We start from the raw sequence: 22,110 nt of genomic DNA, 5'->3' as shown, positions 1-22,110 counted from the left end.
CCATGGCACACGATCACGGGTCTGGGCACGGGCATAGTCATGACCACTCGACGGTGAACCGCACCAGGCTTACCTGGGCATTCGTCATTACTGCAACCATTCTGGTCGCCGAGGTGGTCGGCGCGTTGCTGACAAATTCGTTGGCATTGCTTGTTGATGCGGCGCACATGCTGACTGATTCATTCGGACTATTACTCGCCTTGACCGCGGCTAACCTTGTCTTGCGAAAACCAACGCTCAAACGCACTTGGGGGTTCCGCCGAGCCGAGGTGCTCTCCGCGACCGTGCAGTCTGCGCTGTTACTTGCTGTCGGAATCTACGCAGCAGTCGACGCGGTGCGCCGGCTCTTTATACCGACACAAGTACACGCTGAAGGGCTGCTCATCTTCGGCATCATCGGCCTGGTTGGAAACCTCATTGCCATGTGGATTATCTCCGGTGGACGCGAAGCAAACCTGAATATGCGTGCAGCGTTTCTTGAAGTACTCAATGATGCTTTGGGGTCGGTTGCGGTCATCATTGCCGCGCTAGTAATCCATTTCACTGGCTGGACGAGTGCCGACTCGGTCGCCGCGATCGTCATCGCAGCATTGATCGTGCCACGAGCGGTTAAACTACTGGGCGAGACCACACATATTTTGCTTGAATCGACTCCGCGAGGGTTGGATCTGGAAGCTGTTCGGGCGCACTTGGAACAACAGGGCGGAGTGATCGCGGTCCACGATCTCCATGCTAGCCAGATTGCGTCAAACCTGCCGGTACTGACCGCGCACATCGTTGCCGAAGACCGAATGTTTACCGCCGGCGCCACGGGCCAACTACTTCGCGATCTGCAGCAATGTGTTGCCGACCATTTTGAGGTAAGTATTGAGCATTCAACTTTCCAAATTGAACCGAAAAGCCACCGAGACTCGTCGTATCACTCGCAATGCTAGCGGCTGTAAATGCTAGATGTTGAGTTAAGACCATGCGTTCTCATCCCTGGGTATGATTTGCCTACCGAAGATACAGACCTTCTGGCCGATCCTGAATTGGCTAGGAGATTTATATAATTGAGTCATGACATCAGAAACGCACCAAGTAACCGACTACGCAGTTCAAGCGCGAGGACTTACTAAAACCTATGGGCACGACAGCACCCGAGTAGAGGCACTACGCGGAGTTGACGTGGCATTTGCTCGCTCACGCTTTACTGCCATCATGGGGCCCTCCGGCTCCGGTAAATCGACCTTGATGCATTGCCTGGCAGGCTTGGACAACGCCGATGCTGGAGAAATCATCATTGGTGGCAAGAACCTCACCGAGCTAAATGATGATCAGTTAACCACCATGCGCCGTGAACAGATCGGCTTCGTCTTTCAGTCCTTCAACTTGGTTCCCACGCTTAATGCCAAAGACAACATCCTGCTTCCATTGTCGCTAGCCGGCAAAAAGCACGATCGTTCATGGTTCAATGTGGTCATCGATGCGCTGGGCTTACGCGACCGTCTCACACACAAACCACATGAGCTTTCCGGTGGTCAGCAACAACGTGTAGCGGTGGCCCGAGCCCTGCTCACTCGCCCAGAGGTAGTCTTTGGCGATGAACCTACCGGAAATCTGGATTCCCGCACCGGCGCGGAAGTGCTCTCCTTGATGCGCACCTCGACCCGTGAAATGGGACAAACCATCATTATGGTGACCCACGACCCGGCAGCAGCATCCTACGCTGACACCGTGTTGCTTATGAAGGATGGAACCCTCGTCGGTTCTCTAGAAAATCCCACCGTCGCCAGCGTCACCGAGGCACTCGCCTCCCTAGCGGAGTAGGACCATGCTTCAGGTAGCTTTAGCCAACATCAAAACTTATGCTCGGCGATATATCGCTGTGCTTCTCGCAGTAGCCATTGGTACCGCCTTCCTCGGTGCTACCCTCGCGGTAGATTCCTCTACTCGTGCAACACTCAAAAACAGCGTCGGCGATGCCTACAAAAACGCCGATTTAGTCGCCTCCGTAGATTGGCAATTGACGCCTGCGGATGCTGAGACGAGCAGTCTGACCATGGATGTGGTTCGTGAGGTTCGTAAACTTCCGGACACTTCCGGGGTCTACGGCAACGGTTTCTTCGGCGCGGACCTCCACACCGGGGAAAACAGCTACAGCGTGATGATGCAGCCGATCTCTCCCGAGCACAAACTTTCGGGTATGACTATGCTTGAAGGCCGCGCTCCACTGGGAGCGGAGGAAGTGGTTCTCGATGAGAAACATGCAGAGCAAATGGGTGTCTCGATCTCCGATACCGTGGCGGTCACCGCGATGGATGAGGCGAACAAGACGCGTGAACTGAAGGTGGTCGGGATCGTTGAGACGACCACAGACCCAATGTTTTCTTCCTATGCGCAACTAGCCATGGAAGAAAGCGCCTGGGAGCGACTAGCAGGCAAAGATTTTGGAATGAACCTGCTCATGATCGATGCGAAGGGGGACATCGCTCAGACGAAATCCACGATCGCACAGTATTTTAGTGACAAGGGTATGGCTGACGTGGTGGTCAATACCGCCGACGAGCAGGTGCTGAAAGATGTGGCGAGCATGACCGGTGGAACCGATCAGCTGACCATCATCCTCCTGGTCTTTGCTTTGGTGGCCTTGGTGGTCACCGGCTTAGTCGTCATGAATACATTCTCGGTAGTTATCGCTCAGCGCACCCGTGAGCTCGCGCTTCTTCGTACTCTTGGCGCAAAACGTGCACAGATTCGAAAGTCGGTACTGATCGAGGCGTTGCTGATCGGCATCATTGCTTCGGTAATCGGCATGATGATGGCCATTGCGCTCATGGCTGGGTTGATCCAGCTATTGCGCAGTTTCGTGCCGGAAATGTCCTACGCCACATTAGCCTTGGACGCACGCGGTATTATCGTTCCGCTCGTAGTCGCAATCCTCATGACGGTGTTGGCTGCATGGGTACCTGCACGCCGCGCTATGGGCCTGGCACCGCTTGCGGCGTTGCGTCCATTCGATGCGGCGAGCGTGAAGAATCGTGCGGGACTAGTTCGAATAATCTTTGGAGCGTTACTTACTTTGGCCGGGGTGGCACTATTGGGCTTCGGAGCGTACAAAGGTGACCTGCTCATCGCTTTTGCCGGAGGACTGCTTTCTTTCCCAGGCATCCTCATGCTTGCCTCACTGTTTGTCCCTGCCACCGTCTTCGGCGTAGGCAAGTTATTAGCTGGGCGTTCAGTAGCTGGAAGATTAGCTTCGCTTAACGCAGTTCGAAACCCTGGAAGAACCACCGCGACTGCCACAGCATTGTTGATCGGAGTCACCCTGGTGTCGATGATTATGGTCGGAGGACAGAGTGCAAAAGCCACGCTCAACGGCAGCATTAGCGGTGAATACCCTATTGATTTGCAAGTACAGCAAGATACGAAAAATAGTGATGAGTTGGCAGCTAAGCTCGCCAACGTCGAGGGTATTGAATACGCCGCTGCTTACCAAATGCGCACAGTCAATATCGACTTCCTAAACGGTTCGACGAGCGAAGAATACGCAATGATCGTTGATCCACAGTCATACTCATCGGTGGTGCTTGACCAAAAGATCGTTCCGAAGGATGGCGAACTGCTCTCCACCTGGTGGCAGAACGAATCAAAATTTGCCGAAGTGAACGGCAACGAAGTGAAACTGAAAACTACCTCGGCCAGTTTTGTCGAAAATACCTTGACCGAAGCAACAGCAAAGAATCTGGGAATTTCAGACAAAGACGGAATGTCCGGGGTGGCAATCAAAGTTGACCCATCGCTGTCCAACACGGAAATTAATACGCTGGTGGAGACCATCGCCGATGTCGCTAATGTCGAAAACTCTCGGGTCAGCGGAGGCGTCATGGAAAAATTCATGTTCTCCCAGGTTATCGATGTGTTGCTGATGATTGTCTCGGGGCTTCTAGCTGTAGCCGTGCTCATCGCGTTGATTGGCGTGGCCAACACACTGAGCCTTTCGGTACTTGAGCGAACACGAGAGAACGCACTCCTTCGGGCACTGGGTCTGAAAAAGAAGCAGTTGCGTTCCATGCTCGCTACTGAAGCAGTACTCATCGGCGGAGTTGCGGCATTATTGGGATTGATCTTGGGCGCCATCTACGGCCTGCTCGGAGCACATTCGGCCCTGTCCAGTTTGGGAAGCATGCAGTATGAAATCCCGTGGGCTCAGCTGGCAGCAGTTCTAGCTGTGAGCTTGGTTGCGGCGTTGCTTGCCTCGATTACCCCAGGGCGTCGAGCGGCGAAGCTTTCCCCAGTAGAGGGACTCGCCACCGAATAATAAATGGCGAGCAAAAGGGGGCCGGATGAGTTGCAAATCAGTTCGCTCGGCCCTCTGCTGACGGATAAGACTATTCGTGCAAACTAGTCACTGTCACGGTGGAATATTGCTAGGTTCGACTGGATACAACTGATGATCTACACCTTCGAGTTTCGCTGATTTCAGTGCACCTACGCGAACACCTGACATAGTCAAGGAAGTAAAAAGGGAGGCAACGCAATTGCGTTGCCTCCCTTTTTCGTCCCTGACTAATTACGCAAGGTAATACTTGTCGCCATGGCGGGGGACCGTCCGGTGGTGACAAAACCAGAAATGTTAGAACCAGGATGCTTGATGATGTCGGTAATAGAACCCAAATGACGGCTCAAATCGATCTTGTCCTCTGGTGCCGCAAGCACCAGATGAAAACCGAACTCTTGCAAGGCTCGTATGCCGGCCGCGGCATATTCGGAGTTAGCCTGAATGAACGCCTCATCAATCATTACCGTGCCATAGGAAGTGAAACCAGCCGAGGCGAACCCCAACTGATAAGCCAAGGCAGCGCCCATAATGAAGGAGGTAAAGCGTTGACCCTCACCACCGGAAAGCGTGCCCGGTTCCAACCCTGTTTCGATTTCACCGTTCGGTTTGTGCTCGTTACAGCTAATCACCACGTGTTGACGAACATCCAAGACCGTTGAACGCCATGCATTGAGTCCAGGGTCGCTTAGCGCCGAAACCAACGACTCAAGAGCCTGATAGGACTTCGCCAACGTGCTTTCTTCCTTCGTCGTGTAAGCATCGTAGAGCGCTGCCTTCAATTCCTTGCGGAACGTCCCTGCCTCGACAGGTATGGAGTTTTCAACCTCCAGACGCAGAATAGAACCGTGTTCGAAGGTGACGTCAGCAAGAATCTGGTTCAACGGCTTGATACGCTCAGAAATCATCCGACGTTCCTCATCGAGCAACTGCAATAAATCGCTGAAACGCTCGTAGGAACGATTCGCGAAGTATTCACGGAACTGTGCCTCATGGTGCGGTAACCCGTCCGCGATAATCTGCCCGTGCAGGGTGGCGTAGTGTTCCGCCGCCTCCGGGCTCGTACCGTGTGTTTGAGCGTGGGAAGTTCCAAACTCGCGAGCAAACCGTTTAAAGGTTTCGCTCAGTACCCCGCCGACTTCATGGCGTTGCGAGCTGAGGTCATTGAGCTGGCCGCCGAGTTGGATCTTTACTTCAGCGAAGGCTTCAGCGATGGCGTCAGCGGGTGGGCATTCACCTGCGGCAACTTGGTGCAGAACCGGACCAAGAATTGCATGTTCGCGTAAGTGGCTAGGCACTGACTGGACCCAGTCACTGGTCGCTTCTGCGACATCAATTGAGGCGAGCAACTGCTTGGCTCGGTCTATCTGAAGTTCCAAATCACCAACCCGCGAACGAACCAACGCGAGTTCGCCAACTAACTGATCCGACGTAGCCTTGGCGCTGTCAATCTGTTGCCGGATCTTTGAAGAATCTCCTGAAAGTACTAGCGCATCACCGAGCTTCTGCTCACTTCGGCGAAGTGTTTCTAAAGCCGGCGAGGCATCGAGCTGGGCGAAATTACGTTCGTCCGCCACGATAGCTGCCAAGCTCTGGGACTTAGCGAGCACCTTATTTTTTGCCGCGGTCCGTTCATCCGCGGACTGGTGAGCCTTCTGGATCTTCTCCTGAAGGAGTACAGCTTTATTTTGCAGTTCCGAGATTTTGGATTCATTAGTGAAACCGAGCAGGTAGTCCGAAGCCGGAAGATTGCGGGTATCGCGTTCAAAGCTGCCTGTGCCGGTTTTTATTGTTCCTGCAGGGGTGATGGCTTTGGGATGGACGTGCATTGCCGCATCATTTTTAACACAAACCAACGGGTAATCGGCGGTGATCTTGGCACGCAACCACCTACCAGCTTCACCGGAAGCAAAATCTAGCTTAGCTACTAGATCGGCTGGTCCAGCTTCGGTTTGCCGAGGCTTGACGGAAATATCAGCCCAACGGACTCGTCCCAACCCATCGAGCTCATCGATAGCGTGCGTGACTTGGTTCAGGAATTCGCCGGGAACTAAAATCGTTCGGGCCAAAGACTGTAAGGCCTTTTCCGCAGCTAATCTCCAAATGGTGGAATCGGCTGCTACATCCATCAATTCGCCAGCGAACGGTAGCTGCTCTTCGCTCAGCGAGCAGGCCGAAGCGATCGCGCGGCGGGCTGCCACCGAACGATCATCGATGTTGGTGCCACGACGTTGATAGGAACGAATCTGTTCGTCTAGGGTCTCTGCTCGTTTGCGCAGCGACATCAGCGAAGCCATAGCCTCGTATTCGACGGTTTGCGCGTCCTTGGTGATGGAGGCAAGTTGCTGCATGGTCCGGGTCGCGTTGGCACGTAGGTCATCAAGTCCGGTGGCGCTGAATTCCAAATTCAGGCCCGCTTCGGCCGCCTGTTCCTGAAGTGCGCGTAATGCTGACTCTTTCTCAGACAGTGCTTTACGGGCCGAATCGGCTTCGCGTTCCAAAAGCATGAGCGAGGCAGAACCAGTAGAGTCATGAGCCGCTTCAAGGGTTCGAAGCTGCCCTTCGGTCTGGCTCTTCCGCTCCAGGAGGTCTTGTTCTTGGTCCTTAAGCTGTGACAACTCATCCTGATGGCGCGACATGTCGTTGCGCAATAGGTGGTGACGAACCTTAGTTTCAAGTTCCTGAATGTCGTTGTGGAGCAACTGCTCGGTTGCTCCGATGCGCTCGGCCAGGGTGCGATAGGTTTTGTCTTGTGCCGGTACCTGCGCCAAGACATCGCGTTGCGCGCGTGCAGTATCCAACTGGCGATAGATGCCGCGCAGGTGCGCGAAGTCTTCGACCGCGGCGGCGGCCGCTTTTAATGTGGTGGGTTCTTCTAATACTTCATGGCGGAAGAACTGGTTAACGCCCTTGGCCAGGCCCTTACCGTTTTGTAAGGTGCGGAGCAGAGCAAAGGCCTTATCACTTTCGACACCTAGGCGACGGCGCACACGTTCGATAAAAGCCTTATGTGTGTCGAATGCTTCGGTTGGTTCTAAAGATTTAGACAACGAGGAGACAGTAAAACGTCGAGGACCGTGGTGTTCCAGTTGTGCAATATCTAGCGAGGACTCGGAAAGCAGGTAATGCTTGGACACCTGATTCTCTAGACCAGCATCAGGTAGATCGAAGACGGCACCAAGGCTCACGGTATTGCCTAAACCGTCCTCGTAGCCCAACAAGATCGCGCTCCACGTGGCGCCGGGGCGTTGATATACGGTACCCGAGCTGGTTTTGAACTTGCGTCCACGCATGTAGGAGAAAGTTGTTCGACGGTCAGCACGCGCTGTCGCGTCGTTGGCTGACTCGTTGAGTTTTGGTGTTGCGAAGAATACGTGTCCCATGGCATCAAACAAGGTGGATTTACCCACGCCTGGATGACCGGTCACTAGAGTTCCGGCTCTGTCAATGGCTAGATTGTGTAGGCCGTGAAAAGTGCCCCAGTTAACGATTTGAATCCGCGATAGTCGATGCTGTCCGGGATTAGTCGCCCCACCGAGCGGGAGCGTCATTTCAATACTCATGGATTACTCCTGCACCAGTTCGGTCGAGTCTAAGGACAGCTCATCGGAGCCCTCAGATAACAGATTTAGAGTCGATTCATTGGCATCAATAGCGGCAATGTATCGGGGGATATCTTCGATCCGTGTAATAGGAAGTGCCATTGCCAGCGCCGGGGAAATGCGAAATTCGTCAACCAATTCGGTTCCGGTCAGCAACCGTAAGGCGCTAAGGCGAGCTATCGCGGCATCGCAAGATTCAGCAAACCGCTTATCATCACGGTCCGAGGCGCTTCGGTGCTCAGCCAAAATTTCATGCATTGCATTCCGGGAAAGGACAGCGTCACTTCCGGTACCAGAATGCTGTTCCAATAGCAGACGAAGACGCAGTGCCAGCAATGTTTCGTCTCGTTTGAGCGCGCGGCGTGGGGCGATCGGGGTGGTATGCACCTGATCGATCTGTGCAGGGGTGAGCATCGCGATTTTTCGATCCGTATCCAAGGTTACGGAGAGGAAGATTTCCGAAACATAAGCGCTGACGACCTCTTGCTGATCCAGCAACAACTGCCATGCAGCCGGATCGACTGACCCATCCAGATACGGGCCGCGCAATAGACGCACTAGCAACTGACGTAACTCTAAGGAGAAATTTCCGAGATCCCCGTCGAAGAGCGGATCGGTGATGGGTGCAGCATACGAGCTGGTGCTGGTCATAGCGGCTCCTTCGTGAAAGTCAGGGCGGGAAGAATAGCGGTACGTTCGGTGCCATCAACCTGTTTGAAGCTGAGGGTCATCATTTGTGTTTCACTCACCGATTCGCCATTTGCACGGCCAATCTCAATTAAGGCTCGCACCGTATTCAAATGGCGATGCGTCTCAGGCAGAACGTGGAACAGCTTATCTAGCGGTACTCGTTCGTGCGGGCTAGCACCGAGATGCTCGGTGACCGCTTCGCGCAGGAACGACATATCTGCTTCGGGAGTCGACGGTGTACGCACGATATCGGAGACACTGTATTCCGGTGCCGCCGCCAATGGCGGTGGGGCCACATGCTCGGAAGGGTCGAATACTCCGAGTCCCGCTAGGGTCATAAATTGCGGGGCGAATAACTCAAGCGGTGCCAAACCACTGCGCGGTTTGAGCGTCACTGACTTCATGATCGCAGTCTCCGCGTTACGTACCGCGTGGCGTAGCAATTGCGCCTGTTGGTAATCCTCTGATTGCACGAAGGCATGCAAAGATTCGGAGAGTTTGCCGTAGGAAGTATGAACTTCGGCCGCTTGGCGACGCAATTCACGCAACAAATTGGTGAGAATCTGACGTTCAGGGGTGTCGAGGTCGTCAACAAAATCGCGCTCAAGTACTTCGGAGAGTGCGGCACGGAACCGCTGTTGTGCATCCGGAGAGTTGAGGAACTCGGTGAATCCGCGGAAGGTTTCGCCTTCGGAGGTAGAACGAAGTTGCCGGTCGGCTTCCAGCACCTGACCGATGGCTACACCCTTAGCAGTGGACGCATCCAAGATATCTTCACGTAAGGAGTACAGCATCTCCTGAACGCCGTCGCGCATACGACGGAAATCTGCCGGAAGGCTAGAAGCCAAATCAAGGACAGATCGTGCAGCCGAGAGGGCGGTGGCACGAGACAACACGGCCGGGTCATCCCCGGTGCGCAACTCATCAATTTGTGCCTGGCGTAGGGCAATCTGCGATTCTAAAGCTCGGATTCGCGCTTGTGGATCTGGGTCTGTTTCGTGGGCCAAAGATTCCAGCGAAGACAACAACGTGTTCAGTCGAGAGGAGTTCAGATGTGAGTCATCGGTAGAAAAGTCCGCTAAGAAGCGCAATGTTCGTAAGGTCTGGGCACTTGGCTCATACACAAAACGTCCGTCAATCAAGGGTCGGGTCAAGAGCCCTTGTTTAACCCATGACTCCGCGAAGTCTTGGGCAGAGTAAGTCTGCGGGATCTGTTCATCACTGGTACGAGCTAATTTCAGAAACGAATCCAACGAAGCATGGAAAAGTTCCATGGCGACACGTGGCTTGTCTGCAGTAAATTCCGAGCGAATAAAGGCCACGGCCCAAGGCTGCGCGGTGAGAAGCCGATATGATGCCGAACTCTTGAACTGCTGGGACTGAAGCCACAAGCTATTCGCGCGATGCGAGGGCTGCATGTACATCCTTGATCTTTCGACGCCTAACCTACTAATTCTAAGTCATTGAGCGTGAAGGTTCATATGAGAATTTCTGCATCAAAAAATGTAATCAAGTTGTTGCCCTAGGATTCACGTCACAGGGTTCAATGCTTTGAGAAGAGTGTGTAAGGTCAAAAACAAGGTGATGGCATGGATAAATCGTTGATCCACGGGGATCGTCGTCTTCAAGGAAGGGGCGCATAGTGAAGCTCATCAAGATCGCGATGGTGGCTGCAGTCATCTTGGCTTTAGCCGGTTGTAGTGACCAAAGTGACCCCGAAGTTTCAATGAACAGTGCATCTCAGGAGGCCGAAGCCTCACAGAAGGCCGAAGCGGAAGCGAAGCGCGAACAAAGCATTTTGGCGCAGATCAATAAGCTGGCAGACGGTTATGACTATGCCAAGGCGATCAAGCTTGCCAAAGACGACCCCAGCAAAAAACTTAACGAGCTTGTGCGCGGGTTAGAAACGGAAAAGAAAGACGCTCATGCGTGGGAACATCCGGATCAAATCCCGCATTTGTTCTTCCATTCATTAGTGGTTGATCCAAAGCGCGCCTTTGACGATGAAAGCACGGCTCAGGGTTATGAAGATTACATGGTGACGCAAAGAGAGTTCGAAGCCATCCTTGACGAGCTTTACAGCCGTGATTTTGTTCTGGTGAATCCGGCTGATTTTGCGGGCTTGGATAAGAAGAAGAACATGAGTTACCGAAAGATCATGATTCCGGCCGGGAAGAAGCCCATCGTCCTATCGCTCGATGATTTGAGCTATTACGAATATATGCAGGGTGATGGATTCGCAGACCGGTTGGTCTTGGACAAGAAGGGCAAAGTCCGTAACGAATATGTAGATGCTTCCGGGAAAAAACACGTTGGCGCCTACGACATGACTACGATCCTAGACGACTTCGTTACTGAACATCCTGACTTCTCCTATCGAGATGCTCGCGGAATTATCGCTATGACTGGATACAACGGAGTTTTCGGTTACCGTACCTCACCAAGCCAATATCCTGATAACAAAAATCTTAAGAAGGATCGCGAAACTGCAATCAAGATCGCCGACGCAATGAAGGAAGAAGGCTGGGTCTTTGCTTCACATTCGTGGGGGCACATTGCGACGGGCACAGTTGACCTCGGACGTTTTAAACGGGATATGAAGCTGTGGAAAGACGAAGTTGAACCGATCATAGGCAAAACAGACCAGTTTATTTACCCCTTCGGTTCAGATATTGCGCGTACCGGATCTTATTCAGGGGCTAAATACGAGCTGCTGAAAGAAGAAGGGTTCAAATATTTCTACGGAGTTGATGGGACCGTTACTGCTTGGATGCAACAACGAGATGACTATCAACGACAAATGCGAATCAACATTGATGGTTTGCAATTCGCCAAAGAACAACGTGGAGACCGCCCGGTGTTGGATAGCTTCTTCGACGTTGAAAAAGTGATCGACCCAGCACGTTAGGCAGTGAGCAGGGTCGATCCGTGCCGTATTGGCTAAAGCGCCATAAATGCGCCAAGCTGTGAGAGCGCCGCAGGATTTGAGGGAAGGAAATCCGTCAATCGTTCGCTACGTACAATCACTGCTTTCCATTGACCGCGCGAGATCGCCACGTTGATACGGTTTCGGTTGAGCAAGAACTCGATGCCTCGGGACGCGTCTTGGGCGCTGGAACAAGCCATAGTCACCAGTACTACCGGGGCCTCCTGGCCTTGGAATTTATCCACCGTGCCGACTCTCACCTCAGCAAGATTTTCGGCCTCCAGCACATCACGCACCAAATTTACTTGTGCATTGTAGGCAGCGACGACGAGAATATCGCGCGGGGCCAGCGCCCGTGCTGGTTCGGCGCTACCAGGATTCCACGTTTTGCCCAGCTGTTCCCGAACAAGCTCCACAATGGCAGTAGCTTCTTCGATGCTGCTGGTCGTATTGCCTTGGTGGTGCACAAAATGTGTTTCAACGCCTGGAAGCGATTCGTCAAGCTCACGGCGCCCGGCGGCTGGTGCGGAAAACAACTTGTGGTCGTAGCTCAATGCCGAGACTTTTTGGCATAGTTCTGGATGCATCCGCCAAGAGGTTGCTAGGAAATATCCCAACTCTTCAGGGAGGACCGCACGGCCCTCAGAGAGCCAACCTAAAGCCGACTCATCTACCGGTTGTGGGTGAGTCCCTTGGGTGACCTGAGGTAACTGCTGTGGATCACCGAGCAGTAACAGGTTCCGGGCTGCCCTCGAGACCGCCAGGGTATTGGCCAAGGAAAACTGTCCGGCCTCGTCGATAACGAGCAGATCTAAACTTCCGGCGGGTATTCGCTTGCCTGTCATGGTCCACGACGTGCCACCGACTAAAGCACCGTCCGGTGAACTCAAAGCCTCATCAAGTGAGGCAGGGCTTATACCCGTCCACGGAACTGGATCTTTATGTTTGACTTCCTTAGCTACCTGATCCGGGTGCACACCAGCCTCAATGGCTTTACGTAGGACGTTCTCAACCACGGCGTGGGATTGGGCGACAACGCCAATCTTCCATCCTTCATTGACCAGAGCATGGATCACATGTGAAGCAACAAAAGTCTTTCCGGTGCCTGGGGGACCTTGAACGGCAAGATATGAGTGATCAAGATCCTTGAGGGTTTGAACCACAGCGGGGTATACCTGAGCGTTACCCTCCATGAGCAAAGGGGCGGCTGGTGCCGGAAGAGTTTTCAGGCGTGGCGGGATGCGCCGCAGAATATCGATCCCTGGCTGTTGGGGCAGCGCAGGAACCATCGATCCAACTTCTTGGGCGATTTGGGTGAGTGCTTCGTCGATACTTTTGGTCGCAATGGGTTGTCCCGGGGTCAGTGCCACCGGGAAGGACCCATACTCGGGGATCTTGCCACTAGTCTTTTCTGCCAGACTGATCCATCCTTCACCGACCTCTACGACCGTGGCGTTGAAGGCACCTCCACGTAATGCATCCTCGTCTACTTCCATGCCCTCGGGTAGAGGTCCGGCGTACATCGCAAAGACTCCGGACCCCGGGCTAAGCAGTGAACCTTCGGCAAGAGTTCCATAGATCTTACTCACGCGCGTTAGGGTGCGAGCACGATCCGTGGCTTTGTGCCAATCTTCGAGAATTTCGGCTGAGTCTACGAGGAACACTCCACGCACATCGGACCAATCGTCCATGGGCGGGGACAAGCGATCGAAGTGCTCCCACCAGAATTGCTTCTTTTCACGTCGGTTATATCCGGTGGCCGCAGCCACCATGGCGATGGCGCGGTCATCATTGCTTAGTACTTGGTTCGGCGGAAGTTGAGCTAAATAGTCTTGGAGGCGTACTTCTTCTTCGGTGGGTTCGTATTCATCTGTGACCTCATCTAAAAGCGAAACCTCAGGGAGGGTCTGGGGCTGGAAGTTGACCAGTGAGAGAAGCCAATCACGCAGGCGCAGTGTTGAGAGGCAATCGTATTCGTTGTAATCGGCAATAGATTCGAGAATTTGGGCGGCCTGTTGATCTGAAGAAGAGTCCAACGCTGACATGTATTGGGCGTAAGCCACCACCGAGGCCCCAGCATCGGTGACGTCACCGGAACGCAGATGCTCTTTCATATACAGGGGTTCGAGCTTCTTGATCGAATAAGAACGGGTAGAAACCACCAGCGAGTTGCGAACTGTCTCGTAGAGATCAATCAGTAAACTTTCACGCTGCCATTGGTCAACTTCTTCTTCGCCAGCAATATGGATCTGGGAGAGTTTACGCAATGCACTTTTTTCGTAGGCAGCGTAATGGTAGATCTTCATATGCGGGAATTGTTGGCGGCGTTGTTGAACATACTCAATGAAGTCGAGGAATGCCTGTCGTTCTTCGGCTCGGCTGTGCGCCCAAAACGGACGGAATACCGGCGAACCCGTGTCATGTTCAACGACGCCAAAAAGATATTCCAGACCCCAGGTCTGATCCACGGGTTCCTGATATAACGGATCCCCTTCGAAGTCGAAGAAGATATCTCCTTGATCCGGATTGGGCAGGGCAGTAATCGTTTGGGTAGATTTCACCCGGTACGAGACGCCATGTTCGGTTCCATCGATTTCGCCAATACCCAGTTGCATCCGTGCTTGATCTACAGTGCGCGCCAGAGATGTGCCTTCCATCGCAGTGAGACCGGCCAGTTGGTCAATGGTGTAGACACCTTGGCGGCGTAACTTTTCACGTTGCACCATGGACATGTTGGCTACCAGTAATACGTCGCGTGTAGCAGCGACCTGCTCGGCACAGAAATCGCAGCGTCCACACAGCCGAACTGAATCTGAGTCCCAATCGGCTTGATGGTTGGACTCGATATGGTTTTTGACCAGAGTGGTGAATCGTTGCCGCTGGGCGCGGAACACAGGCAAGATCTCGTCGATGCGATGCACCGAATGGGTGCCGTCACCTAGGACCAGAGTGGTTTGGGGATGTACGTCGATGTTTTCTGCTTGAAGCTGGTCGGCATATGCAGCGACCTGCAGTAACGCTGAGACCCTGGCATGGCGTGCAAGTTTGGTGTCCCACACGGCCCAACTGCCATCTGGCTGACGGACTAAGAAGTCAGCAAATCCGATGAAGTTTCCGTCAAAAAAAGTGGCCTGGAAAATTACGTCAGCACCCTGACGCATGGTCTGAATAGTTTCGCGGTGCGCCGCTTTAAGCGCTGCTTCATTGATCACGGGCCGGCCCAAGAACTGTTTCACACCCGTGCCGGTATGAGGGTCGTAATCGCCATACTTTTCGATCAGTTCAGCGAGCACCTTATGCTCGTGAACGTCGCCAAGCTCGGCAGTTCGTTGAAGCATCTCATCGGTGACCTTCGCAGGCTTTTCACGACGTCCGAGCCTCACATCGAGTAGGAACAACGACTGATACTGGCACTCGACGGCGACCGTTAGATCACTAGCGGAAAAGACGAACTGATCACCAAGGAAGAACACGGGGCCGGTGCCTTTCACAGACTGAATGCTTACCTAGTCAACGTAGCACTCGGCCCCGACAGTTTGAGGTATATTGCCCCGACTTACTGGCCCTTCTTAGCTCCACCCAAGATCAACGAAAGCACGCCTACAGCTGCAGTTACCGAGTTAACCGCTGGCCATGCGCCAATTTTCTTAGACAGTGGATGTGATGCGCCAAAAGCAACGAGATAGGTCGTGACTAGGGCGGTTGCTTTCACAGTTCCAGCATCCTTCTTCCAGAGCAAAAATGCTCCAGTACCAGCAACTGCCAGGACCACCGCAGCCAGCGGGCGCTTCTCGGTGATGCGGCCAGTGGCGTAGCCGCCGGTCAAACCGGTGACTGCAATAGCGGTAGAAGCCAAACGAGACATCAAAACCTCCATAGATAAAACTCTTACATTGACGTGCTCAAGGCTATGACCGTCACCTGTGACGATCCCCAGAAGTTTCGACATAGACGAAGTGGCAACCGGGCGAATCGTGCGGGGATTGAAAGAATGGTGACACTTGGCGAGCGAAGGACTTTGGGAATGGACATGACCGTAAACTTCAACGATGCCTGGGACCGTTTGTGGCAACCGCAGATTGTCGACTTGGCTACCGGACAGTGGGTTGTACTTTTAGTCTTGGTGCTGGGACTGGTTCTTCCACGACCGATTTGGCGTATCACTGGAATGTATTCAACTTTGGTACATGAATTGGGCCATGTCATCAGTGCGTTGTTTACCGGACGCTTTGTCACCGGACTCCGTTTGGGATGGGATCACTCTGGAGAAGTGGTGAGTAGAGGCCGTGGCAAAGCCTCGATTATCATCTCAGGGATCTTTGGGTACCCCGCGCCGCTGTTAATCTCAGCTGCATTACTCTGGGCTACTGCCACAGGATATGCAGGCAGGGCCTTAGGGATTTACGCCTTATTCTTCGTGCTCGCTCTGGTGTTCGTACGTAATTGGCCAGCATTTGTGGTGTGTAGTGCAAGTGCCGTGATTGCACTCGGAGTGGTTTTCTTTGCGCCTTCCAGTGCCTATATTTATCTGGCTCTACTCCTGGGCGGTTTTCTCTTCTGCTCAGGATTGCGCGATTTCATCAAACTTCTCGCAGTGCATACCTGGCGGCGCCAAGATATTGAGCAATCCGACGCCTATTTAATTGCGCGTTCTACCGGAACTTTTGCCACCCTGTGGTTACTGGTCATTATGCTTCTTGGGGCCATCGGAATATTTCTAGGATTCCAAAGTATCGTGAGGCTGCTGTAGATTTTTGACCACTCGACGGCGTGAAATGAGCCAAGCTGCAGATGCTGCGATGCCAATAGGAAGCCATTTGGCCTTCCGCTTGGTACGCCCGAATGGGTCAATTTCCATGTCCTGCAGAGGATCGCCACCGTGACTAATTCGAATGTCTTGAGCGCGAACCAAGTCCTTATATACAGCGAGTTGTTCACGAGCCACCATAGTGTCATCGCGTAGTGGAAGCTGTACTTCTTCTGCGGAAGCCATTCCAGTTCGCAATTGCCGCAGGCGAGTGAACTCAATGTCGACTAGCGCTCCAATGATCAAAGCGATATTACTGATCCAGCAGGCAAGTACAAGAACGATGACGCCACCGATTGCGCCGTAGGTAGCTGAGTAACTTGCAAACGTGGAAAGGTAAACGGCGAAGCCAACCGCCGAAAGACCCAGTACAATCAGCGCGGTGAAAGTTCCCGGGGAGAACCAACGAAATTTCAGGCGTTTAACGTTGGGAGTGAAGTGATAGAGCAAAGCCAGAACCAATAAGATCATGACAAAGAGCACTGGCGGTTTAGCAAGGTTGAGGATCAGTACAAAGCTGTCACCCAAACCAAAAATATTTCCAATGCCGTGTGCGACGGAACCAGAAGTTACTAGTAACGCTAGCGAAATGACTGCGACTATCATGATGAGCACAGTGATGGCGAACATCTGTGGTCGGCGCTTCCATTGGGGTCGTCCCTCACGAACCCCATATAGCCGGTTCATTTGTCGGCTAAACGCAGTGACGTAACCGGAAGTGCTCCACAGCGCACCGAGTGAACCGATGAGAATGGCCCAGAAAGTACCTTGGGTGGAGGTAGCAAGCCCCGTAAGAAGTTGTTCGGCTGTTTCCACAAGTTGCTGTGAGTCGCTAGTTTGTTGTCCGCTCGCAGCGAGGCTCTGTTGCAACAAATCCAACATCCACTGAGTACTGCTCTCGCTGGCTCCCACTAGTGACAGCAGAGATATTAATGCCAAGAGTCCGGGGAACATTGCAAGCACCATATAGTAAGAAAGCGAAGCTGCACCGTCGAGCCCGTCGTTACGGAAGAACTCACGCATAGCGCGTGGGTAACAACTCATCGCTTCGCTCATTCGTTGCTTGGTGAATCGGTCTCTCAGTGCCATCGGATCCCTTTGAGTATCGGCTTGCAGAAGCACATTTCATCCTTCTGCGTTCCAGACTACCTAAATAGTGTGCGGTGGGGCGCGAGTTGAAAGCCGATTGCCATCTTCCTGATCATCGTGAAAGGAGCTGACGGTATTTGCCGGATTGCTTGTCCAGCAGTTTTCGTTCCTGAGCGACGTATTATCTAAAGTTTTAAGAGGCCGGTGTGAATGCTGAGAAAATAATGCAACGTGTATCACAAACAGCTGATCGATTTCCACCTAAAGAGCGTAACGTTTTGGTCGGCAGAACCCTCGAAGTTGATCCAAAAACTGGTTCTCTGAAAATTTTTTTGAGTGTTTTGACCTGTAAATACGGTCTTTCTGGGTGGTTCCTGAGTTGCGTTGGGTGTGGGGTCATGCGCTATGGTCATTTATAACGTTTCGATAACACTCGCTGTGTTATGGGGAAACACGCACTGCGGGGACTTCCAAACCGCTCGCCATGGCAGTGCTTCAGAAAAGTCGAAATGCGACGCTGAGCGGTGCACGAGGATGGCCTAGGAAGGCCTGAGCGTGGAAGAGCACTGGAGAATCATGATCCAGCAGAAGACCAAGAACATCATTCGTCGTGGCGGAGCCACCTTGGCTGCCGTGGCAGTTGCAAGCACCGCGGTAGTCGCTTCGACCGTGCCAGCCTCGGCTGCAAGCACCTGGGACAAGTTGGCTCAGTGTGAGTCCGGCGGAAACTGGTCCATCAATACCGGCAACGGTTACTACGGTGGTCTGCAGTTCTCAGCTTCGACTTGGAAGGCATTTGGTGGCTCAGGTATGGCCCACCAGGCTTCGAAGGCCGAGCAGATCCGTGTTGCAAGCAAGGTTCAAAAAGCCCAGGGTTGGGGTGCATGGCCAGCATGTACCGCGAAGCTAGGTATTAGCGGTTCCCCTTCGGGCAGCTCGACCCAGTCAGCGCCGAAGCAGTCCGCTCCTAAGCAGCAGGCTGCTCCGAAGCAGCAGAGCACTCAGAAGGCCGCTCCAAAGCAGAGCACCCAGAAGGCTGCCCCATCGCAGTCGCTGGAGCGCACCACCAGCTCTAAGAAGGTTGCTCAGCCAAACGCGGGCAAGCATGTCGAAGCAGCTCCAAAGGCACCAGTGTTCAATATCAAGGTTTCCGACTCGGGTAAGAACTACACCGTGAAGTCCGGCGATACCTTGGCAGAGATTGCTGACAGCTTGGGCGTAAAGGACTGGCGTGGCCTGTTTGTCTTGAACGATGATCAGCTGACCAACCCAGACGTGATCATGGTCGGACAGACCTTGAACGTTCCAGCGAACTAAGTTCGCTTTCCGCATTGAGCTCATGTCATTCCCCGGTTGGGGAATGACATGAGCTCAAAGTGTTTAATCGGTGAAAGAATTTCTCTTGCCTGACTACCAGGAATTGCTTGCTTGCTCTGGATCCTGATGACATCCTAGATGAATGCCTCCTAAGCGGTTTCCGACACATCAGTTCACCGAAGGCTCAGGGCGATTGCCGCGCCTCGACACGGATTTTGTTCATGAGGGTCTCGTTGATGGGCAGCGGGCTCAGCACTGGCAAGGACCTCGTCGCTGGTGGGGTGGCCCGCTGGATGTTGAAGGATTAGCGCTGGCGGCTACCGAACTGTGCGTCGCAGCGATTAATAAATTGATCGATGTCGAGGGTATGTACTCGGTCGATGCTCACGGGGTTGCTCAAGTTTTTGCTTCATCCGAGCATCTGAGCGTTGATGGTCGGCAAATACCATCGTTCGGCGTGAACTCCAGATTCTTTCGCACTCGTGATGGGTGGATACGCACTCATGCTAACTATGAACATCATCAGCGGGCATTGCATCGAGCGATAAATTTTGAGCCATCGGAAAATTTATCGAAGTACCTTCTGACTCGGTCGGCTGAAGATGCGGCGGCAGATATTACCGAACATGGCGGAATTGCCGCCAGCGTTCGGTCAAGGGTGCAGTGGAACAATACTGAGATGGGAAAATGCGCGTCGCGTGGCCCCTGGGCGGACTTCACAATGAGTGAAGTGACCCAAGGGCGGCTTTGGACGTACTCTGATGACCCAGTTAAACCACTTCGAGGGCTGCGCGTCTTGGACTTTACGCGCGTAATCGCCGGCCCGACGGCGTCGCGCACCTTGGCCATGTGGGGCGCCGAGGTGCTCCGGGTAGACCCGCCGCACATGCCCGAACTCAGTGGTCAATATATTGTGACGGGATTCGGCAAGAAGAGTATTGAGGCGGATCTGCGCGAGGCACACCAGCTTAGTGAGGTCCACAACCTGCTTGCAGGTGCTGATGTTGTATTGCTCGGATATCGACCAAGAGCGTTAGAGCCCTTTGGACTAAATGCGCATTTGCTGCGAGAAAAGTATCCGAACCTCATCATTGGTGAGCTTTGCGCTTGGGGGTATGAGGGCCCTTACGCGTTTAATCGGGGATTCGACAGTATCGTGCAAGCCGCCTCTGGAATCGCCGAAATTTACCAGGATGTCCGTGGGGAACCGGGAGCTTTGCCGGTGCAGGCGTTGGACCATTCGGTCGGTTACGGGTTGGCTGCAGCCATCATCGCCTTAGCCGATGCCCGACGTGTCCAAAGGCGAACTGGACATGTGCGCTTTTCGCTGGCACGCACCGCCGCAAGCTTGCTTGACCTACCCGTCACGAAGGCTCCACTTGAACCGCTACGGAAACCCATTCTGCGGACCATGAGCAGCACCTTCGGAACGCTGAGCTACGTCCCGCCACCATTCCGTGCCTTGGGAACTGCAATGGACTATTTGTCACCTCCGCCGGCTTACGGCGCCAACGCTCCAGTTTGGTCATAAGCCAAGTTCGCTACGTTTAGTTAGTGACCTAGTAGTAAGGAAGCGTACCTCCGCGCCCGGCCCTCGTAGGATCCTGATATTTCCAAGAAACGCTGTCGGCTTTCCTGTCCGGGCCAGTCCTCTGGAAGCATCGTTTCGGGAAGCCCTGGGTCTAGGTAAGGTATAGCGCGCCACGCATCGATGAGAGTGACGTAGCTTCGGTAGGCAATGCGTTCGTCAGCTGAGGTTGCGTCGAGTCCTGCGGTAGCTGTAAGGAATGCATGATGCAGCTTTGAAATCTTTGCTAGATCCCACCACTGCGCCGCGGCTTGGTGGGCATCCCCGGGGTACTGAGGAGTTTGAGTAACAAAAAGAGTCGCGTACGTTCGAGCCTTGAGCGCATTGAGCACGTCTAATACCTCGGCATGAAGGTATTCGGGAAAGATCCAAAGGCCTGCCGAGACCAGTCCGCCACCGAGCTGAATGAAATGTTTGCGTAGCTGATGGCGTAGTGCGCGCAGTGATTCAGGCACGGAGAAGGCAACTAATACCCAGCGATCTGCGTTCGACATGTGCCGTGGCGTAAAGATCCGTCTATTGCCGCGGGCAAACATCGCCTTGGCGGGAACAGTGACTGTCAGCTCGCCCGATTGCACCGTTTCTAACAGTCCACGTTCGATGAGCCGAGAGATGGCTGTTTGTGCTGCGGGAGAGGAAATTCCTGCCGCGCAGGCTAGCTCGATAATCCGAGGTCGGGGGATAGGCGCGCTCTGGTGGCGAAGGTATAGGCCGGCAATGGTTCGCACCACCGATGCTGCGCTACCAAAGCGTGACTCAAAATCGTCGAGGGCGAACGCGGCTAGGGAGTTAGCTGGCGCCAATTTCGGTGCGCACCGCAAATAGTTCTGGGAAGAACGTCAGGTCGAGGGCTCGTTTAAGGAAGCTCACGCCGGAGGATCCTCCGGTACCTGTTTTGAAACCAATGGTTCGTTGCACCACGCGCATATGGCGGAAGCGCCAAGCCTGGAAGTTATCTTCGACATCGACCAAATCTTCACAGGCCTGATAGAGGTTCCACGCGGTATCTTCGGACTCGTAGATTTCCTTGAACACCGGGAGTAGGGATTCTTGGTATTCCCAGGGTTTGGTGACATCGCGTTCGAGGATTTCGGCAGGAATTTTATATCCTTGGCGGGAGAGTGCGGCTAAGAACGCGTCGTACAGTGTCGGCTCGTGCAACAGCTGTGTGAGTGTCGCGTGGGCCTGTGGATCGGCCTCGTGTACTTTGAGCATTCCTTCGTGTTTGTTGCCGAGGATGAATTCCACCGCCCGGTATTGGAATGACTGAAAGCCTGATGATGAGCCAAGGAAGCCGCGGAACTGTGCATATTCGCGCGGCGTCAGTGTGGCCAGTACGGACCATTGCTCGGTCAGGGTTTTCTGAATGTGCTTTACGCGGGCGAGGCATTTGAGCGCCTTGCTTAGGTCATCGGCCTCGATCAGCCGGCGCGCTTCGAGCATTTCATGCAGCATCAACTTGAGCCAGAGCTCGCTGGTTTGGTGCTGGATGATGAACAGCATTTCATCATGGTGCTCTGGAACGCTTACCGGATGCTGTGCGGAGAGAATTCGTTCCAGATCCAGGTAGCTTCCGTAGGACATGGCATTTCGGAAGTCGGTACGGACACCGGACTCGATGTCGCGTTGATTTGCGGGCTTAGCTTGTTCATTGCTCATGAGGTAGATCATATCAATTCCTTGGCGAGCGTCACAATACTGAAAATCCGCGAATGTGAGTTCGCAAACTTTCCGGAATTCTGGAATAGATTCTGCGATACTCTCGTTATTACA

Annotated in this window: 15 protein-coding genes; 7 read left to right on the top strand and 8 right to left on the bottom strand. The window is 53.6% G+C overall.

The genetic code is table 11. The annotated features are described in order from the left end of the window. Positions 1-2 precede the first annotated feature (2 nt). From CIK74_RS00320 to CIK74_RS00310, 3 genes are all read left to right on the top strand, one after another. A complete protein-coding gene (locus tag CIK74_RS00320) occupies positions 3-935 on the top strand; it encodes a cation diffusion facilitator family transporter (protein WP_096253713.1) in 933 nt (310 codons plus the stop codon). 124 nt (positions 936-1,059) lie between these two features. Further along, on the top strand, positions 1,060-1,809 hold the full coding sequence (locus CIK74_RS00315) for an ABC transporter ATP-binding protein (RefSeq protein ID WP_096253712.1): 750 nt from the start codon (positions 1,060-1,062) through the stop codon (positions 1,807-1,809). A gap of 4 nt (positions 1,810-1,813) precedes the next feature. Further along, positions 1,814-4,300 (top strand): ABC transporter permease, encoded by a 2,487-nt coding sequence (locus tag CIK74_RS00310; protein WP_096253711.1) that lies wholly within the window; start codon positions 1,814-1,816, stop codon positions 4,298-4,300. A gap of 248 nt (positions 4,301-4,548) precedes the next feature. On the opposite strand, the gene CIK74_RS00305 is transcribed toward CIK74_RS00310, so the two are convergent. The 3 genes from CIK74_RS00305 to CIK74_RS00295 are packed head-to-tail and all read right to left on the bottom strand — an operon-like array spanning position 4,549 to position 10,028. Then, positions 4,549-7,881 carry an ATP-binding protein gene (locus CIK74_RS00305; RefSeq protein WP_096253710.1) on the bottom strand — a complete coding sequence of 1,111 codons (3,333 nt, stop codon included), beginning with the start codon at positions 7,879-7,881 and terminating at the stop codon, positions 4,549-4,551. Positions 7,882-7,884: 3 nt separating this feature from the next. Beyond that, positions 7,885-8,571, bottom strand: coding sequence for a DUF4194 domain-containing protein (locus CIK74_RS00300; RefSeq protein WP_096253709.1), 687 nt, complete (start codon positions 8,569-8,571; stop codon positions 7,885-7,887). Further along, positions 8,568-10,028, bottom strand: a complete 1,461-nt coding sequence (locus tag CIK74_RS00295) for a DUF3375 domain-containing protein (RefSeq protein WP_096253708.1) — start codon at positions 10,026-10,028, stop codon at positions 8,568-8,570. The genes CIK74_RS00300 and CIK74_RS00295 overlap by 4 nt, the downstream gene beginning before the upstream one ends. Positions 10,029-10,252: 224 nt before the next feature. Between CIK74_RS00295 and CIK74_RS00290 the strand changes: the two genes are divergently transcribed. Then, positions 10,253-11,518, top strand: a complete 1,266-nt coding sequence (locus CIK74_RS00290) for a polysaccharide deacetylase (RefSeq protein WP_096253707.1) — start codon at positions 10,253-10,255, stop codon at positions 11,516-11,518. A gap of 32 nt (positions 11,519-11,550) precedes the next feature. On the opposite strand, the gene CIK74_RS00285 is transcribed toward CIK74_RS00290, so the two are convergent. Together CIK74_RS00285 and CIK74_RS00280 are read right to left on the bottom strand one after the other, a co-directional pair. After that, entirely contained in the window at positions 11,551-15,027 is a 3,477-nt protein-coding gene (locus CIK74_RS00285; RefSeq protein WP_240520415.1) for a TM0106 family RecB-like putative nuclease, read from the bottom strand. A gap of 65 nt (positions 15,028-15,092) precedes the next feature. Next, positions 15,093-15,401 (bottom strand): hypothetical protein, encoded by a 309-nt coding sequence (locus CIK74_RS00280; RefSeq protein WP_096253742.1) that lies wholly within the window; start codon positions 15,399-15,401, stop codon positions 15,093-15,095. Positions 15,402-15,560: 159 nt separating this feature from the next. Between CIK74_RS00280 and CIK74_RS00275 the strand changes: the two genes are divergently transcribed. Next, a complete protein-coding gene (locus CIK74_RS00275; RefSeq protein ID WP_170947678.1) occupies positions 15,561-16,286 on the top strand; it encodes a M50 family metallopeptidase in 726 nt (241 codons plus the stop codon). On the opposite strand, the gene CIK74_RS00270 is transcribed toward CIK74_RS00275, so the two are convergent. Further along, on the bottom strand, positions 16,254-17,432 hold the full coding sequence (locus CIK74_RS00270; RefSeq protein ID WP_141392809.1) for a YihY/virulence factor BrkB family protein: 1,179 nt from the start codon (positions 17,430-17,432) through the stop codon (positions 16,254-16,256). The genes CIK74_RS00275 and CIK74_RS00270 overlap by 33 nt on opposite strands. A 576-nt stretch (positions 17,433-18,008) precedes the next feature. Between CIK74_RS00270 and CIK74_RS00265 the strand changes: the two genes are divergently transcribed. Next, entirely contained in the window at positions 18,009-18,749 is a 741-nt protein-coding gene (locus tag CIK74_RS00265; protein ID WP_096253741.1) for a transglycosylase family protein, read from the top strand. Positions 18,750-18,942: 193 nt separating this feature from the next. Then, complete coding sequence (locus CIK74_RS00260) at positions 18,943-20,280, top strand: CoA transferase (RefSeq protein WP_205738213.1); 1,338 nt, start codon at positions 18,943-18,945, stop codon at positions 20,278-20,280. 20 nt (positions 20,281-20,300) lie between these two features. Here CIK74_RS00260 and CIK74_RS00255 read toward each other — a convergent pair whose 3' ends face one another. Further along, complete coding sequence (locus CIK74_RS00255) at positions 20,301-21,140, bottom strand: PaaX family transcriptional regulator C-terminal domain-containing protein (RefSeq protein ID WP_170947677.1); 840 nt, start codon at positions 21,138-21,140, stop codon at positions 20,301-20,303. After that, positions 21,127-21,996: a tryptophan 2,3-dioxygenase gene (gene kynA, locus CIK74_RS00250; RefSeq protein WP_096253740.1), complete on the bottom strand. Its 870-nt coding sequence runs from the start codon at positions 21,994-21,996 to the stop codon at positions 21,127-21,129. The genes CIK74_RS00255 and kynA overlap by 14 nt, the downstream gene beginning before the upstream one ends. Between the last annotated feature and the right edge of the window lie 114 nt (positions 21,997-22,110).

The organism is Glutamicibacter sp. BW77, assembly GCF_002332285.1.
Classification (GTDB): Bacteria; Actinomycetota; Actinomycetes; order Actinomycetales; family Micrococcaceae; genus Glutamicibacter; species Glutamicibacter bergerei.
Note: the sequence above shows the minus strand (reverse complement) of the source record. Positions and strands in the feature narration are given on the sequence as shown.